The 18,156-nt window shown below is 39.7% G+C and carries 13 protein-coding genes; 10 read left to right on the top strand and 3 right to left on the bottom strand.

Annotated features, from left to right (window positions below; all coding sequences use genetic code 11):
• Window positions 1–21 precede the first annotated feature (21 nt).
• From N3A72_03995 to N3A72_03985, 3 genes are all read right to left on the bottom strand, one after another.
• A complete protein-coding gene (locus N3A72_03995; protein ID MCX7918772.1) occupies window positions 22–1,377 on the bottom strand; it encodes a GH1 family beta-glucosidase in 1,356 nt (451 codons plus the stop codon).
• Window positions 1,378–1,461: 84 nt separating this feature from the next.
• A complete protein-coding gene (locus N3A72_03990) occupies window positions 1,462–2,739 on the bottom strand; it encodes a hypothetical protein (protein MCX7918771.1) in 1,278 nt (425 codons plus the stop codon).
• The gene (locus N3A72_03985) at window positions 2,708–4,807 is read right to left on the bottom strand and encodes a glycosyltransferase family 39 protein (protein MCX7918770.1); all 2,100 of its coding nucleotides are present in this window, start codon (window positions 4,805–4,807) and stop codon (window positions 2,708–2,710) included. Before N3A72_03985 ends, N3A72_03990 begins: the two co-directional genes overlap by 32 nt.
• Window positions 4,808–5,248: 441 nt before the next feature.
• Between N3A72_03985 and dnaN the strand changes: the two genes are divergently transcribed.
• The 10 genes from dnaN to N3A72_03935 all read left to right on the top strand — a co-directional run bounded on the left by dnaN (window position 5,249) and on the right by N3A72_03935 (window position 18,149).
• Complete coding sequence (dnaN, locus tag N3A72_03980) at window positions 5,249–6,352, top strand: DNA polymerase III subunit beta (protein ID MCX7918769.1); 1,104 nt, start codon at window positions 5,249–5,251, stop codon at window positions 6,350–6,352.
• Between the two features lie 427 nt (window positions 6,353–6,779).
• Window positions 6,780–8,741, top strand: coding sequence for a hypothetical protein (locus tag N3A72_03975; GenBank protein ID MCX7918768.1), 1,962 nt, complete (start codon window positions 6,780–6,782; stop codon window positions 8,739–8,741).
• A gap of 227 nt (window positions 8,742–8,968) precedes the next feature.
• Window positions 8,969–9,724 carry a YIP1 family protein gene (locus tag N3A72_03970; protein ID MCX7918767.1) on the top strand — a complete coding sequence of 252 codons (756 nt, stop codon included), beginning with the start codon at window positions 8,969–8,971 and terminating at the stop codon, window positions 9,722–9,724.
• Between the two features lie 162 nt (window positions 9,725–9,886).
• Entirely contained in the window at window positions 9,887–11,146 is a 1,260-nt protein-coding gene (locus N3A72_03965; GenBank protein ID MCX7918766.1) for an efflux RND transporter periplasmic adaptor subunit, read from the top strand.
• A gap of 53 nt (window positions 11,147–11,199) precedes the next feature.
• Window positions 11,200–11,874, top strand: a complete 675-nt coding sequence (locus N3A72_03960; GenBank protein ID MCX7918765.1) for an ABC transporter ATP-binding protein — start codon at window positions 11,200–11,202, stop codon at window positions 11,872–11,874.
• A gap of 35 nt (window positions 11,875–11,909) precedes the next feature.
• Complete coding sequence (locus N3A72_03955) at window positions 11,910–13,124, top strand: ABC transporter permease (protein MCX7918764.1); 1,215 nt, start codon at window positions 11,910–11,912, stop codon at window positions 13,122–13,124.
• Window positions 13,125–13,336: 212 nt separating this feature from the next.
• On the top strand, window positions 13,337–15,235 hold the full coding sequence (locus N3A72_03950) for a hypothetical protein (GenBank protein ID MCX7918763.1): 1,899 nt from the start codon (window positions 13,337–13,339) through the stop codon (window positions 15,233–15,235).
• Between the two features lie 147 nt (window positions 15,236–15,382).
• Complete coding sequence (locus tag N3A72_03945) at window positions 15,383–16,117, top strand: HAD family hydrolase (GenBank protein MCX7918762.1); 735 nt, start codon at window positions 15,383–15,385, stop codon at window positions 16,115–16,117.
• Window positions 16,118–16,210: 93 nt separating this feature from the next.
• The gene (locus tag N3A72_03940) at window positions 16,211–16,993 is read left to right on the top strand and encodes a polysaccharide deacetylase family protein (GenBank protein MCX7918761.1); all 783 of its coding nucleotides are present in this window, start codon (window positions 16,211–16,213) and stop codon (window positions 16,991–16,993) included.
• Between the two features lie 43 nt (window positions 16,994–17,036).
• The gene (locus N3A72_03935; GenBank protein MCX7918760.1) at window positions 17,037–18,149 is read left to right on the top strand and encodes an SGNH/GDSL hydrolase family protein; all 1,113 of its coding nucleotides are present in this window, start codon (window positions 17,037–17,039) and stop codon (window positions 18,147–18,149) included.
• Window positions 18,150–18,156 lie beyond the last annotated feature (7 nt).

The following is an 18,156-nucleotide window of genomic DNA, read 5'->3' as shown; positions in this document are numbered from 1 at the left end:
GCTAATATATTTTCTATTGCATTATTGCACCAATCCGTTCTCTTCGCAAACCTGTTTATAGAAATATCCGCTTGATTTAATAATGCGTTTTTGGGTTGGGTAGTCGGTATAAACGATGCCAAATCGTTTACTATATCCCTGCGCCCATTCAAAATTATCCAGAAGCGACCAGACGAAATATCCACGAACGTTTACTCCGGCTTGAATCGCTTTAAATACTTGTTCGATATGTGCTTGGAGATATTGGATTCGTTTCGTATCATGCACCTTACCCTTTTTAAGGTTATCGTCAACCGCTACGCCATTCTCGGTAACGTATAGTGGTTTTTGCATTGGTGCCATATATTCTTTCCATAACCGCAGTAATAGGTCATATAGCCCAAGCGGATACATTTCCCAACCCATAGCGCTCCGTTTCCCCGAACCCAAGATACTTTTAGCACCAAGAAACGGATTGTTGGGATCCGCAGCGATGATTCCCCGCGTATAATAGTTTACCCCGAGAAAATCTATTGGCAGACTGATAATTTTCATATCTTCCGGATTAAGTGAAAACAACCATCCCTTTTTCATAAACCAGTCCCATACATCCTGTGGATATTGTCCCCTCACAATCGCATCTAAAAACCATCGATTAACATATCCATCGTTCCGTATCGCTGCTGCTTGGTCTTCGGTTTTATTCGAAGCAGGATACATCGGGGTGAAATTTAACGTTATCCCAATTCGCCCGCAAGTTTGGCTTTCCCGATAACTGCGAACCGCTAAACCATGCGCTAATAATAAATGATGCGCCGCAATAAACGAACCTTTAGCATCTCTTTTACCCGGAGCATGGATTCCATTTTGATATCCGACAAACGCACTTACCCACGGTTCGTTTAATGTTATCCATAATGCAACTCGATCACCAAGGGATTTAAACATCACCTGCGCATAATCCGCAAAGTAATGCGACGTATCGGGGTTCAGCCAACCACCCTGGTCTTCAAGTGCTTGCGGTAAATCCCAATGATATAAGGTTACTACTGGCTGGATGTGTTTAGCTAACAACGCATCAACTAATCGGTTATAAAACGCTAACCCTTTTTCATTCGGAACATTCCCTCTGCCGTCTGGGAAAATTCGCGGCCAGGCAACTGAAAACCGATAAGCGTTCAAGTGAAGTCCTGCCATTAACTCGATATCTTCTTGCCAGCGATGATAATGGTCACAGGCGATATCTCCGTTCTGAAACTGAGAAATCGTTCCAGGCGTATGCGAAAACCGATCCCAGATAGATTCACCTTTACCATCTTCATTATACGCCCCTTCAATTTGATATGCCGCTGTTGCGGTTCCCCAAAGGAATCCTGAAGGAAAAATGCGTTTCGTCATAACCTATCCATTACCGACAGAGTCATTAGCACTAACTCAAGAGTATCCATGCGCTATGCAGAACTTTGTATATCTGTAGGTTATCTATTCCTTTTCTTTGAACGGATATTCTATCACAACCGTCTGGTTCGGGATAACTTCAATTTCCTGTTTAAACTGTTTTGGCGGGTTTAATACCCGAACTGTATGTTTCCCTTGCAACACGTAATATATTTCCGGTTTCTTTAAATAATCATCTAATAACACTATTGCTTCTTCCGGGACATTCTTAATAATAATTGTTCCTGTCCCGCGCTGGCCTAGTTTCGCTCGCTTAATAATAATTGGCGAAATAACCCCTAATGAAATTACAAGCAGAATAACGGTAATTTCTTTCGCTCGGTTAACGCGCAGGAGTAAATAGCCAACTAATAATGTACTCGGTAATCCATAGAGGGAGAATAAATCCCAATCTGCAAAACTTTTATGCGGGTAATAGAAAAACATAAACACGAATAAGATGATGGATGCTATCAGTAACACCGTTAATGTTGGTTCGTTAACTATTTTCTTTCGAAACTTATATACCAAGACAATTAACATTGGCGTAGTTATCGCCGCAATTCGATATAAAAACCAGACAAACTCATATACATGCGTTCTACTAAACAACCAATATGGTTCTTGTCGGTCAGGTCTCGGGGTAAACGTTACCCAATAGATATTGTTAAATAATTCTCCTTCTCCGATACCCAAACGAATCGCTAGCCAGAATAACCCAAACGGAAGCAAGCCGAATATCCAATGGATAATGTCTTGTTTCTTACGCCCATTCAGATACCACGCTACCGGGATAACCGGGAATAATAAACTAGCTTGCAGGTGGAACATCGCCGCTAGGGAATAGAAAAATGCTGGATATCGCGCATCAACACGATGTTCAAGATACTGAATTAGATAGTAGAAAAAAACCATACTTGCTGCAACCACTTGGGCATAGGTTTCAATATGCCCGAAAAACAATACCGTCATCCCCGTAGTCATAACCAGCGAAAAGGGAATCCATCCTTTTTTTAATTGGATGCAGAGTTTATACAGGAAAAAGATAAAGATTGCTCCCGCTAAACAACTAACGAGATTAATGGTTAACCTTCCGTCCCAATGCCATAACCGGTTAGTAATTTGATAGACTGCCTGAAACATAAAAAAGGATAACATTTCTCGTTTGCGGAACCAAATTCCTCCCTCCGTTTCACGCATCCATTGGTCGCTATCACCGCCATCGAGTTCATAGGAACGAAATAGCCAACAGCAAAGCAAGTAAGCCAAAGAAATGAGATATGGTGTAGCTTTATAGTTTTTTATTTTTTCCCAAAAGAGCATAGTTGAATTGATAGAGAATATGTTCACCAGAACGATATATTTCTATTAGATAGTTATGATCGATAAGCTCCTGAAGATTAAGCCGGCTGACAATCGGATGGTTTCTTTCGTTTGGGATAAAAAGGTAATATTGGATACCTAACTGTTGCAATTTATCCAGCTTATCTTCTATATTAGAAACGGTATAGAGGTGCTGGATATCCCAATCATCCAGATGCACGATGGTGATGCTATCATCATACATATGGTATCGGTTATCATGGGTTAACAGTTTCGTATTTTTTAAGTTCTTATTGATATATTGCCAGAGCGGAACCGCATCACCATAAACGAGTTCCATAAACTGCAGGTGATTTATTCCTGGATGTTGGAAGGCTATCAAATTGGGATTCGCATATTTATGTCCCATGATGCTCATAGCAAGTCCGGGAACGAGTCCAACTAAAATAACTAATATAAACCCTATTTTTTTGCTGATTTTCCTAACGAGAATCAATTGGGGGTATGCCTTCGGTTCTTCGCTAATTTCTCGAACAAAATATCCAGATAGAAGTGCAATTGCTGGAATAATAAATACTATTTGATATAAATAGAATGGCGAAATTATTATATGGTAGACCAAGCCCAAAACCAGAACTGTTACTATAATATAAATAAAGTGATTATCGCGACTCGCAGTGGTACCTGTTCGGTTCCGATTATGTATCAATCCCAAGATAATCCCTGGTATCGCGAACCCGAATAATACCGGAGCGAATCGCCAGTCGGAAAAAAAGAATTGCGGAGTATACAGAATTCGGTTGAATACTGTTTCTCCGGGAACGCCAATACCGTTAGCGCGCCATTCGTGGTAGCAAGAAGCAAGCACTTCTCGATTAATATATTTGCCACCGAAAATTTCGGGAAAGAATGCATAGACTGGATTGCCGGTAACCAGCCAATTGCGAAGATACCACGGGATAGCGATCAGTATAGAAAACAAGAGAACCAGACACACCGTTTTTATGTTTTCTTTCGACAGGAACAAAAGCAATACGAACACTGGGAAAAATATCCAGCCGAGATAATTGATATGGGTCTGGATGGCAGCAATAAATCCAGTTATCCAGAGCCAAGTTTGCTTTCGTGTATGCAAATATTGTAAGGAAGTATAGAGGAACCCTGCGGTGAATAGCATAACGAGCGCATAGTCGGTCGCATAGGTGAAATACGCTATACCGAACGGAACGCTACGAAATAACAACGCGGTGGTTATCGCAACGAGTTTCGATTGGAATAATTCTCGAGCAATAAAATAGAGTAAAATCGTTGCGAGTAATCCGGCAAATGGCGCGATAAATTGACCGAAGATATCGGAGTATCCGCCAAAGAGAATCGATAAGGTTCCTCCGATGAGTGGGAATAAATGCGGATAGTTTGCACCAAGCCCGAGTCCGACTTGAGCGCATACCCTCGTCGGAAAACCGTTCTGTTCAAATATCATTTTTCCATAATGAAGATAGTAGATAAGCGAATCCCAGTATGTTTCCGGATAAAACAATGCGTGATAAAATGTAAATGAAGTTATTAAAATTATAAGGATGAGACAACAGGAATAGAAAATTTTATGGGTTACGAGTTGTTCTGTCAGTTGTGAAAAATAGATAGTGGTTTTTCTTTTTTTAGCGGTGAGCAAAAAGAGTAGAATGAGAACAAGATATACCAGGATAATAATTTTTCGATGGAGAAAATGAAATATACCTAATAATTCAAGAATAACAGAAATCGTTCCTAATCCGATGATGAAAGATATTGTGATTGCGCGAGGAGATATTTTTTTCTTTTTTTCTTTAAAGATAATTGTTAATGGAAAAGTATAAAATAGTATTCCGATGATTGCTAACCATATTTCTTTCCAGTAAATATTATTGAAATTAATGTAATAATCTCCGGAAATAATGATTTTTACTAGCTTAATATAGAGATATAGTAACGCTAGATTGGTATAATAAAAATAACTAACAATAAAAATTGACCAACAGATAAGAAGGATAAATAAAAATGATTTAATTTGAGTATAAATACTCATAAAAATGGGATAACTTATCCTAATTCAGTTATGTATAAAAAATTGATTTCCTGTGGATAAGTATGTGGATATGTGGATAAATTATTAGTTTTCTCAAGGGTAAATATACCTACAATTTATGAATGTTTTATTGTATCACCCAGGTCGATAAAATTGTCTATTAAGTAATTAACTCTATATATTATAATAGTTTATTAACTTATCCACAATTTATTTGTGGATAAGTTTGTTGATAAGTGAATAATAGAAATAAGATTATTACGTTAAAAATAACTGTTAATCACTCTGGATAGAAATAATAGAATAATTCATAGCTAATCCACAGAAAATAATGATATATTTATATATTATTGCTTGACCTATCCACAAATTAACAGGTATATTTATTATTACAAATATTAGGTTATAAAGATTTGAATATTTTTTTGGAGGATAATATTTATGAAAATTGTTGTTGATAGATCAGAATTACAGAAATGCGTCGGTATTGTCAGTAATGCGGTAAGTGTTAAAAGTGCTATGCCGATTCTATCAAATATTTTAGTTGAAGCGAAAGATAAAGAGAAGAAACTGCGATTAGCTGCAACCGATCTTGATGTTGGCGTAGAATATGAAATTCCTGCAGAAGTAAATGAAAAAGGCGGGATAACCTTACCAGCAAAAAAGTTAAGTGATATTGTCCGAGAACTACCGGATGCGCCTGTTATCATAAGCACTGAAGATACGATAGCTAAAATAGAATGCGAGAAAACCGTGTTTACCTTATCAGGTATGCCGAAAGAAGATTTTCCAGTTTTACCGGTATTTCCTAAAACCGGAGCGTTTGAATTACCCCAAAAGATTTGGAAAAGTATGGTGAGAAAAACAAGTTTTGCGGTATCCCTAGAAGAGATGAGGCAAGTCTTAAATGGACTCTATTTCTGGGCAAAGGGAAATGAGGTTCGAATGGTGGCTACTGACGGACGAAGATTAGCGTATATTAAAGGGAATGTCGAAGATAAAATTAAAGATGAAATAGGGGTAATTATTCCCATTAAAGCGATTAATGAACTCCAGACAATTTTAGGAGAAGAAGGTAATATTACAATCGCGAGCACTGGAACACAAATATTTTTTAAAACAGAAAATAGTCTAGTCACCTCGCGATTAATTGACGGTCAATTTCCCAACTACGAACAAGTTATTCCAAAATTCTGTGAAAAGAAAATCGGGATGAAATCAACCCGGTTATTACAAGCGATTCGACGAGTTTCAGTGCTTGCAAGTGAAAAAACCAACCAGATAAAATTTACCATTCAACCGAATTGTATCCAGGTTTCAGCAAACACTCCTGAAATTGGAGAAGCAAAAGATGAATTTAATGTTACGTATGACGGTGAAGAAGTCCAAATAGCGTTTAACGGGAAATATCTCATTGATATTTTAAAGAATATTGATGCGGAAGAAATGAGTTTAGAAATTAACCAGCCGTTAACCCCAGGAGTCATTAAACCTGTTGGAGATGATAATTATATTAACGTTATTATGCCAATTAAAATTACTTAATACCTAAACGTTAACCGTAAGTGGCAAGTGGGTATCCACAAAAAGATATTGTATAGTAGAAAGATTTTTCATTTTCTATTCCTTTTGTTATCACATAGTTTAGATTTGAGATAAAAAAGTTTTTTCCGTAATCATTCATGTGAAACTCCTTTTATTACTTTGCTTTCTATTTGCGTTCGTAGTATTTATTTTTTACTATCCTTTATATCCGATAATACCTAGTTCAATATTAGCGGGAGTTAACTTTCCTGGTCTATTTCAATGGCAGACATTCTTATCCAACCTATTTTCCATACTTACTTCCATAGTTAATCTACTCATTATACTTAGTATCGCTTATGGATTTGGTAAGAAAACGCTATCCTTAATAAATATATCCGGATGGAACACAGGCTGTCCGTCGACTGAGGACCATAATAGGTTATTAATGAATTTATCGCATACGGATAGTGATACGTCTGATGATACCGAACAAGTTATCTTTTCGGTTGCCGTAGGGTTGGGTCTGTTGAGTCTATTGCTTTTTGGATTAGGTTTAATTGGACATTTGCGATATCAAGTTCTGTTTATCCTTCTCATCTTTGGAATAATTTTCAGTTATCAAGAAACAAAACATTGGATTACTAAATGTTGGCAAAAATTATTGAAGATTAAACTTACAAAACGCAATCAGTCGCTCACTATATTTATTCTGTTTATTCTTTCTCTCTCGTTTTTAAGTTCGTTAACCCCGTGTACCGAATCAGACGCGCTCCGGTATCATCTCGCAGTACCGCAACAATATTTATGGAAACATAGAATTGTATATGTTCCCTATAATGCGTTTTCGAATTTTCCATTTCTCATCGAATCGTTATATACGCTCGGATTAGCAATTTCGGGCACGATACTACCAAAACTTATCCATTGGCTTTTTTTGGTGTTAACCGCTATCGCAATCCATAGTTTTACGAAACGATTTTCCCCGTTCACGAACCCGCTCGTTCCGGTAGCGATTTATATCAGCACTCCATTTATTCCGATTATTTCATCCTGGGCGTTTATCGAGAGCGGATTAACCTTTTATGTTTTCATCGCAATCTATACACTTTGTATCACAGGAAGAGCTAGAAACAAGAAGGCGGAAACCAGTGAAAAAAACTCTAACTTCTGTCCTCAGTCTACATGCTACTTATTTTCTATCGTTACCGGATTCTTGCTCGGAATAAAATATTCCATGGTTGCCGTGGTGTTTTTCTTATGGAGTATATTGATAATAATCTTATTCTATCAACGTAAGGATTATAAAAAGATTTTAAACCATAGTATCTTGTGCTTGATACTAACTACTGGTATTGCGATTCCTTGGTATATAAAAAATTATATCTATACCGGCAATCCGGTCTACCCACTGGGATATAGTATTTTCGGCGGAACTGATTGGAGCCAGTTCAATGCCGAATATTATACTGCTCACGCTCAGGAAAAAGGTTGGCTCGCTCAAGCGAACCAGCAGAATCTGGGGTATCGAATAATAGAATTATTTCAACTCCCTTGGCGAGCGACCATGAATCCACCAAAAACAGCAATGCATCCGGTGAATTTCGGGGATTGGCAACTTGGCCCTATTTACCTCGCATTCCTACCGTTAATAGTCTACGCCGTTATATGCAGCAGGAAAATATCTTCGCACTGTTCCGAAAAGAAGAATAACCTGACATTTTACCTCTTACTTCTGACCGCTATTTATTATTTCATATTCTGGTCTGCTACCTACCGTGATAATCGGTTTTTGCAACCGATACTTCCGCTATTGAGCGCGCTGATACCGTGGTCGTTGTATCAAATGCGGATTGCGGAAAAAAAGTTAGGTATGAGATACTTACTATTCGGTACTTTAGGTATCATGTTAGTCTATAATGCTATCTGGACGGTTCAGACGGTAGCGCGATACCATAATCCATTATCGTTTATTATCGGTATGGAATCGAACGAAGCATTTCTTGCACGGAACCTCGATTATTACCCGATGTTTACATATGTCAACCAGAAGACCCTGCCGGACGACCGAATCCTATTTATTGGTGAATATCGGGCATTATACTGCCAACGGCCATATTATTGTGCGGATTTTTTTGATACCCCGGTAATCCTGCGGATTATCCAGCAGTCGGAAACCGTTGACCAGATTAAAGAGAAACTCGCTGAACTGCAAGTGAAATATATCCTCTATAACGAAAAAGAGCTGCGGTTATACTACCCCTATTTCCGCCAGCGGTTTAAGTCTATTGCAGAACTTGAGTTATTTCAATTATTTCTCGCTAGCCCGAGCTTACTTCCGGTGTATCACAACCCAAGAGGTATGACGATTTTTCAAGTTCAATATGGTCAAGTACTGGAGAAGTATTAAGGCAGTGGCTTATTCCCTTATCCTTACTTCATTCCATTCCTGTTATGCCCCGTAATTATTATACAACCAGTAAGAGAAGCTAAAATTAGTCCGTCGGTGTATATTAGGGATAGGTTTTTGCTCTAAATGATGAAGTATGATAGGATAGTCAATTAAATATAAATAGTAAAGCATATATAACCAGAGAGATAATGAAATATAACCTCGGTTGAACAGAGAGGCGAATAATGAATGAAATTCAACAAGAATTTAAACCAAAAGTTTCAGGAAACGGATTTATCCGATATTTGGTATCAATAGGTAATATGTTAACCAGCCCGAAAGAAGAGTTTCGCAGGGTAGACGAACATCCGCGAGTTTTTCAATCCATATTAATCCCTGTGGTAGGAACGTTATTAGTATCAGTTGCGAACGTTATCGTCGGGTTTCGGAGTCCGCAGTTTGAAGAAGCAATGCAGAAGATGCCGGAAACAATGTCAACCGTAATGAAATATGGTGCGCCGATTATTGGCGCAATTTTCGGGATTATTATAATGCTAATGATTTTACTAATTAAAGCTGGGATAATCCATGTTATTGCGCCGTTTTTGAATGGAAAAAGCACATTTAAACATGCAGTTAGTGTGCTTGGGTATGCTTCTACGCCAGGATTGATTTTTGGGCTCCTATCGTTAGTATATGTCTTCCTAAATCCCAATGAGTATATTCCATTCAACGCTAGTCTCGGATTAGTTTTCACGAAAGAAAAGGTCGGGTTGCTCGGGTATACCTTCTGGAACTATATCGATTTATTTACCCTATGGTCGTTATGGCTATCTATTATCGGGATAGCGATTGTTTATAAATTTAGCTGGAAAAAAGCTGCGGTGATTCTGCTATCGCTCTATTTAATAGGAATCGGTTTAGGGTTAGGGATAACGAAAGTATTTCAACCGTTAATCGAAAAATCGAACCCGATGCAAGTTGAAGATGATACGGAATAGTAAACTAGAAGCGAGATTAGAGAGTTAGAATCTAGAAAAAATAAAAACGAAACGTTACTGTATAATGACGAAGTATCTACCGTAAAAACCGCACAAGATATTTTGCAGTTTTCTACGTGTGTTTGGTTAACCCAGACGTCCTTTGCGGTTCGGAATTACTCTATGGAAAAGAAAAATAGGTTACAAAAAGTAATAGTTATACTAGGAATCATAGTTGTTTGTATCATTATTTTCTATGCAAACCAGTTCTTGGGGAGTAAACAGAGTGCGGTTGAAGTTACTACCGGACAGGTGGAACGAGGGGTGTTTGAGCAAACAGTTAAGGCGACAGGGATCCTTGAACCAGCAAATAAGATAAAGGTTCGGGCAGAAGTAGAAGGGAACCTGCGTGAAAAACGAGTTAAAGACGGAGCCCGAGTTAAACAAGGTGAAATTTTAGTAGTGGTTGACCAGGAGAAGCTGAAAACCGAAGTTACAAATGCAGAAATCCGATTGAAACGACTCCAGAATAATTTGAAGAATTTAATCGAAAATTCCGGGCCGTATGAACTAGCACAAGCGAAGAATAATCTCGAAAAAGTGAAAATTGCGCTCGATTATGCGGAAAAAAATGTTGCGACAATGAAACGATTGTTTGACCAAGAAGTTATTACCCGTCGCCAACTGGAAGAGGCGGAACGGAGCTATGCATCTGCAAAGTTAGATTATGCGGTAATGCAACAACAAGTAGCGTTTCAGCAACAGAAATTTGAGAAAGATGTCCAGGAACTACAGGGAGAAGTGCAGATTGCAGAAGCGGAACTGAAAGAGGCACAGCGTAAATATAATCTAGCGATTATTAAAGCGCCGATTGACGGTTCAATAGTAGAAGATTCGCTTAAAGAGAAAAAATATATCGGTTACGGAGAAGAGATTTTTAGTATCGGCGATTTATCCCAGTTTAATGCAAAAGTTAAAGTTGATGAACTTGATATCAGCAAGGTCTCTACCGGACAAACCGCAACGATTTCATCGGATGCGTTTAAAGAAGTTAAATTACCGGGAACGGTTACGGACATAGCTGCTCAAGCGATTCGGCAGACGTTTGCAGAAGTAGAAGTAACCATTAAAGTTGATAGTACACTCGGACAACCGGTTCGACCGAACCTGTCCGTCGATGCGGATATTTTAACTTATAAACAGGATAGTGTTCTGAAAGTGCCGATTGAAGCGATTGTAAAACAGGATGAAAAAAAGTATGTGTTTATAGTTACTGGCAACCGAGTGAAAAAGAAAGAGGTTATCGTGGGATTAACGAATTCGAAATATGCGATTGTTGAAACCGGAGTTACCGAAGGGGAAATTATCGTTCTGCACAACGCAGCGAAACTCAAGGATAATGATCGGATTAAAATTAAGAAAACCAAAGAGAAGAAAGCATAAAAAATGCACGTCAAACAATTAATTACGTTAATGGGCATGTGGGTTTTAATGGTATGGTAACTTTAATCGATATCGTAAAAATCTATGATTTAGGGAAAATCCAGGTTACCGCATTAAATAAAGTCTCACTAACTGTGGAAAAGAACGAGTTTGTTGCAATTATGGGTGCGTCTGGGTCGGGGAAATCAACCTTGATGAATATTATCGGCTGCTTAGATACGTTCAACAGCGGAAGCTATTTTCTTGATGGCACGGAAGTAAGTAAACTATCTGAAAACGAACTTGCTGAAATCCGGAACCGGAAAATCGGGTTCGTATTCCAGACATTCAATCTACTCCCGAAATATAACGCATTACAGAACGTTGAACTCCCGATGGTATACGGCGGAGTGTCTCCCGCTAAACGAAGAGAACGGGCATTTCAGGCATTAGAACGTGTCGGGTTGAAAGAACGATGGCAGCATCGGCCGAACGAACTTTCCGGCGGAGAACGACAGCGGGTAGCGATCGCTCGGGCGTTAGTTAATAATCCAGCAATATTACTTGCGGATGAACCAACCGGAAACCTTGATTCACAAATGGGGAAAGAAATTATGGAAACTTTTGCGCGGTTACATAAAGAAGGTATGACCATTATTCTGGTTACACACGAAGCGGATATTGCTGCGTATGCGTTTCGAAACATCCGCCTGTTTGACGGTAAGATAATTAAAGATGAACGGAAATAAGATTATTTGATGTATAGTCTGAGTAATTATTTTTTATGGATATTCGAGAGAGCATTAGAATCGCTAGTATAGATATTCGGTTGAATAAACTCCGCACCTTCCTTTCGATGCTAGGCATCATTATTGGGATAGCGTCAGTGATAATTATCGTTGCGCTTGGAAACGGATTAAAATATAAAATTATCAACCAGTTTTCCGGACTTGGCGCAAACCGGATCTATATCCATGCTGGATGGGACGCTGAAACACAACGGATAGGTGAAATAACTTTAAATGATATAAGCGCAATCCGTTCTCTTTCCGGCATAACCGATGTTACGCCAGAAGTGAACTGGAATACCGAAGTTAAAGGAGCAACGAAAACCCAGCCGATGGAGATTCGTGGTGTCGCCCCGGATTATTTTATTATTAACAATTTACGTCTTGATTCCGGTAGAACGTTAACTGCTCCCGACCTGGAGTTACGACAACGTGTCTGCGTGTTGAAATCGGAAAGTGCATTATCGTTGTTCAGCGAAGATACTGCAGCTAAAACAATGAATTATGCTTCTATTCTCGGGAGGACAATTAAACTCGGTGGAGTTAGGTTTGAAATCGTCGGGGTTTTAGCCAAATCCGACCAAGGACAGATTTTTGGGACTAGTCCGAACACCATTTTTGTCCCGGTAACCATTTTATTACGGAGTGCACAGACCAAGAATATCCCAACAATTTCAGTTCAGATAACGGATATTCAAGAAACGAAAAAAATCGGGAATAAAATTGTAAATCTGTTAAAAGAACGACATGGCGGAAAAGGACGATATCACGTTTTCAACCCAGAAGATATTCAGAAAGAGATTAATATCGCATTGAATGTATTCACCGGAGTTATCGGCGCAATCGGCGGATTATCTTTATTGGTTGGCGGAATCGGGATAATGAATATTATGCTAGCATCCGTTGCCGAACGTACCCGGGAGATTGGGATTCGCAAAGCGATTGGTGCAAAACGGCGTGATATTTTATTTCAATTCCTGATAGAAGCAGGGACAATCAGTGGATGTGGCGGAGTGATTGGGATTATCCTTGGAATACCGCTCGCCAAATCAATTGATATATTAACGCGGGGAGAAATCCCGTCAGCGATTCTGCCAAGTTCAATTATCATTGCGTTTGTATTTTCAGTTTTTGTCGGTATGTTTTTCGGCATTTATCCTGCTTCAAAAGCTGCTAACCTAAATCCAATCGAAGCGCTCCATTATGAATAGAAAACGCAACCGCAGCACTGGTAAGTTTGCGTTTTGTATGGATACCCTTGAGGAAGGATCTGTTTAATAACTCGTTCTTTTTTGCGAAGCAAACCGCACTATACCCACCTAACCTCAAAAATCGTATCAATTGAGTTGACAAGAAATCAGAGTTGCGCTACAGTTATCTCACTACATCAAAATCAAACCGTTAATAAGGAGGATAGAGAAAGATGAAACGAATTGCGGATGTTGTACCCATTATTTTTTTATTCGGTATCGTCGTTTGTGGTAACGTTATCGCGGGAACTGACGACCTGATGTTTATCCATCATTCCTGCGGCGAAAATTGGCTGAACGATGGATTGCGTACCGCGTTAGAAATGAAAAGTTATATTGATGAAGTGAATGAAATCACCTACGGAACAACCTTCCTTCCTGATACTGGCAGACCAGCTTCATTAGGTTCAGTTCCAGGCGATAATACGAACATGAATCACTGGATACTCTGGTTCAATGATTATCTCCAGCGGATTAAATCGTATGGTTGTGCGAACGGTTCTAATAAAATTATTATGTTTAAAAGCTGTTATCCGATCAGCTGTATTTATGCTGATGGAACCGAACCAGGTAACCCGTTTTCTGAAGACCAGGAGTTGTTGAATTATCAAGCGGTATATCGGCATCCCTTCGGCGCCCATAGTACCTATACCTATAATGCTCGAACCTATAAACCGCTTGAACAGATTTTTGCAGAAAATCCGGACATCCTATTTATTCCGGTAACCGCACCGTCGAATATCCCGAACGAAACTTGCACCGACTGGGCTGACCGCGCCCGGGTGTTCAACAACTGGCTGAAAAATGACTGGCTATCAAGCTACAACGCAGCACATCCGACATTAAAAAACGTTGCAGTATTTGATTGGTTTGATATCTTAACCTATCCGAATAACTATACCGGAACGGAACTATATACGCCAGCGAACGGAGATACAACCGGCGTCTATCCGGTGCGAAACATGACGAAACCAGCGTATCGAACCGAAGATTCACATCCAAACACCGTAGCAAATCAAACGACAACGATTATTTTCGCTACCAGTCCATCGAATTTTATCGATGCAGCGTATCATAATTGGAAATTTGGCATACCGACTTATCTAAATAGTTTCGGTGCGTTCAGTTCCGCAAGTGATACCACCCATTGGTTTTTCGAAAGATATGGAGATGGTAGTGCGGCAGGTATCCTAACGTGGGTAGGTAGTTTCTCCGGACAAACTGGAGTATTAAAACTAACCCAGACCCCTGGTCAAAAAGGGAAAATAACACAAGTGGTGAATGTAAACAACACCGGTTGGTTCACCGCAATCGCTAAGGTTGCAACCGATGTCGCTACCCTATCGAAACAGCAGAAAGTATATTTATACCTACAACAACTCGATATCAACACGACCGTTACCGCTACCGGCAATCTGGTAGTCGCGTCGGGAGCAGGCGCGTTAAGTCCATCAAGCACTTGGCGGAACCTGAAAATATCATTTTATGCATCGACAACATTTCTGGGTATACAATTGGTAAGTATCAATCCAGCGAATAGCGGTGTTACCAGCAGTCTCTATATAGACGATATTTGGGTATATGCTGGAGCAGACCTGCCGACAGGAACGGTTCCATTATCTAATTCGAGTTTCGATTCTGGAACCATTGGCTGGTTAATCGAACCTTACGGCGATGCGGTATCTGCAGGGAGTTGGACTGGCTGGAGTAATTTATTACTCGGAATCCAATCCGGCGGCGAAAAGGGCAAACTAACTCAGATGTTTAGTATAACCAGTGCAGGACGGAATATGACCGCATCGGTAAAAGTGTTAAGTGGCGCGACTACCGCTGGCAATACGCAAAAAATCTATCTCTATATATATAGTCACGATAGTGGATATAATAAAATTATGGAAAGCGGAAATGCGATTTCCCAGCCAGGCAAATGGATACCGAGCGTATGGTATCAGCTACAGTTTGGATTGGTTCCATTAACTCGATATAATGCGGTGCAGGTAGTAGGAGTTAATCCGACAGGCAGACCGTATCAAGCGCTTTATTTCGATGATATACAAGTGAAAAGCGATTAAAATACCCTAGCGCCAGAAGTTAGAAATAAGAGGTTAAGATATAACTAGGCAAAAGGATGCTCGACCTTTTGCCATTTTTATTTATAGTTTATAGTATAATAGTGGTTCAAAATAACTGTTTCTTCTGCTACTCTGCGGAGAATGTATATGATTACATCGATTTTGTTCGATTTCGGAAATACGCTCGTTTCTACAGAACTCGATTGGGAAGTAGTTCTTGACCAGAATATCGCTAGTCTACTAGCGTATTTGGATTCTGTAAACATCAAGGTTGATAGAGAAACATTTGGTCAAGCGTTTTTACAGATTCGAAAAGAGAATTTCGCGAAAGCGGAAGCGGAATTGCGAGAGTATCCGGCAGAAGAATCGCTTGCTCACCTGTTATCTCGGCTTGGAATAACAAATATTACACCGAATATGTTAGAACAAGCGGTTGATGCGTTTTTTGCACCGGAAGAAAATTTGTATCCGGTATTTCCTGGAGTTCCGGAAGTTTTAGCTGAACTTAAATCCCGTGGATATAGTATGGCGCTCGTTTCAAATGCTACTTCCGGTCGGCTGATTCGAAAAGCTGCTGCGAATAGAGATTTGGTTAAATATTTTAATGCAATAATCATTTCTGCGGAAATCGGGTATCGGAAACCGCATCCGAAAATATTTCAAGTTGCGTTAACCGAACTTCAAGCGAAACCAGAGGAAACCGTTATGGTCGGTGATTTACTTGAGATAGATATCGTTGGTGCGCAACAGCTCGGTTTGAAAACGATTCTGGTTAAACTTATTGAACCGAAAGAAAATTATAATAGTAAGAGAAGCAGGATTATTCCCGATGCGGTAGTAACGCGGTTCCATGATATACTATCATATATAGAAAAAATGTAACCGCAGAGTTCACCGAAAACGCTGATTTTATCTATGTTCTGCGGATGCGACGAATTCTGTGGTAAATCAAATTCGTGGTTTAGGAGATTAAAAATGATGATTGAAAGTTTTGTTCCTATGGTTACCATGAGCTGTTTAATAATCAGCTCAATTGCTACAACAAAACAGGACCCGAGGTATGAATATCTAGACGGCGGAATTATCCGCGGGCCGAAAGATAAAAAACTGATTGCGTTGCAGTTCACCGGTGGCTATTTTGCGGAAGGTGGACAAATTATACTCGATGAACTGAAAAAGCATAATGCGAAAGCGTCGTTCTATTTCATTGGTGATTTTTTTCGGAACCCGGAATTTAAACCGATTATCGAACGGATTATTCGTGAAGGACACTATCTTGGACCCCATTCGGATAAACATCCACTCTACTGTCCCTGGGAAGGACCGAAAAAAACCTTGGTAACGAAAGAAGAGTTTATGACCGATTTAGAGAATAACCTCAAAGAAATCGAGAAATTTGGCGTGAAACGCGATCAGGTTAAATTCTGGATACCGCCGTATGAATGGTATAACCAAGAAATAGTTGAATGGAGTCGAGAAAAAGGGTTAACGCTGGTTAATTTTACTCCAGGAACACGCTCAACAGCAGATTATACTGAAGACGATGCGAAAAATTTCGTTTCATCTCAAACGATATACGAGAGTATTATTAAAAAGGAGAAAGAAGACCCGAATGGATTAAACGGATTTCTGCTTCTCATGCATATCGGCGCAGGCCCGAAACGAACTGATAAGATGTATCTTCGATTAGGAGAATTATTAGAGTATCTGGAAAAGAAAGGTTATCGGTTTGTCCGGATAGATGAACTGCTAAAATAACCGATTCAATGCAACATACACAATATAAATTGAAAACAACGTTATGAAAAATTTTATTCTGAGAAAAAACCGTTCGCTTTTTATCGCATTAGTTATTGTATCATTTGGCTATGTTTCTTTCGGTTATAGTGTAAACCTATCACCGGAAAAAAATTGGCGGTATATTCCGGAAAAGGTTACGCTCAATCCTGCGCAAGGGGACTGGCAAGCGTTATTGTCTGGGAAAGATATGACGTGGTCGATTGGCACAGAATCCGCTTGGGTAGCGGTTAAACTTCCAGCAACTAAGAAACCGCACCGGATTTTATGGACGTTTGGCGGGTTTTCGAAGCGTTCGCAAGAAGTGGTAATTCTCGAATGTTCCGCAGATTCGAAATCCGGAGCTGATGGTAGCTGGGTCGTTCTAGAGAAAAAGACGTGCCAATGGCCTTTAGAAAAGGTTGTTATCTCTACCAAACCGGTTCCTTTCTGGTATCGGTTGATGGTAACAAGTTCAACCGAGCGGAAAATAACGGATATCGGATTATATCAGCTTGGTGGGAAAAAGAGAAAAGATTATTGGTTGATTCTTGGAGCGAGTATTCAGGCGCAAAGTATTCGGAACAGTGTATTTAAACGGTTCGTGCAAGAACGGTTTGCGGGATATGACCCGGTAGTATTTAACCTTGCAGTAAGTGGCTGGCGCAGTGACCATCTTCGAAAAGCGTTACCCGAGTTTCTGGCTGAACATCCGGAAGCAAGTTATATCGGAATCCATATCGGGGGGAATAACGTTACGCAATACCGCCCGTATCCCGGTGGCGCTAATCAGCTTAAACAAGATTTAATTGCTATTCTTACCATGATTAAGCGGTCTGGTAAAATCCCGATATTATCACGATTATCCTATCGTGCATATAAGACGGAACCGGTGGTTCCGCCGGAAGAAAACGGGTCGGGACCATACGTCACTAATATCTATGACCCGTTAATCAGAAAATACTGTCCGCTCTTTTTTGACCGTATAACTGGAAAGGGAAAGGTTAACGCCTACGACTGGTTTAAAGACCATCCGGAAGAATTAAGCGCAGACGGTATCCATGTAAATAAAATCGGGGAAGAATCGTGGAATCGGCTATGGGTTGAAGGAGCAGGAACGGTAATTTATTCGCCATAAAAGTCCG

The sequence above is a fragment of the bacterium genome (assembly GCA_026416715.1).
Taxonomy (GTDB): domain Bacteria; phylum UBP4; class UBA4092; order JAOAEQ01; family JAOAEQ01; genus JAOAEQ01.
Note: the sequence above shows the minus strand (reverse complement) of the source record. Positions and strands in the feature narration are given on the sequence as shown.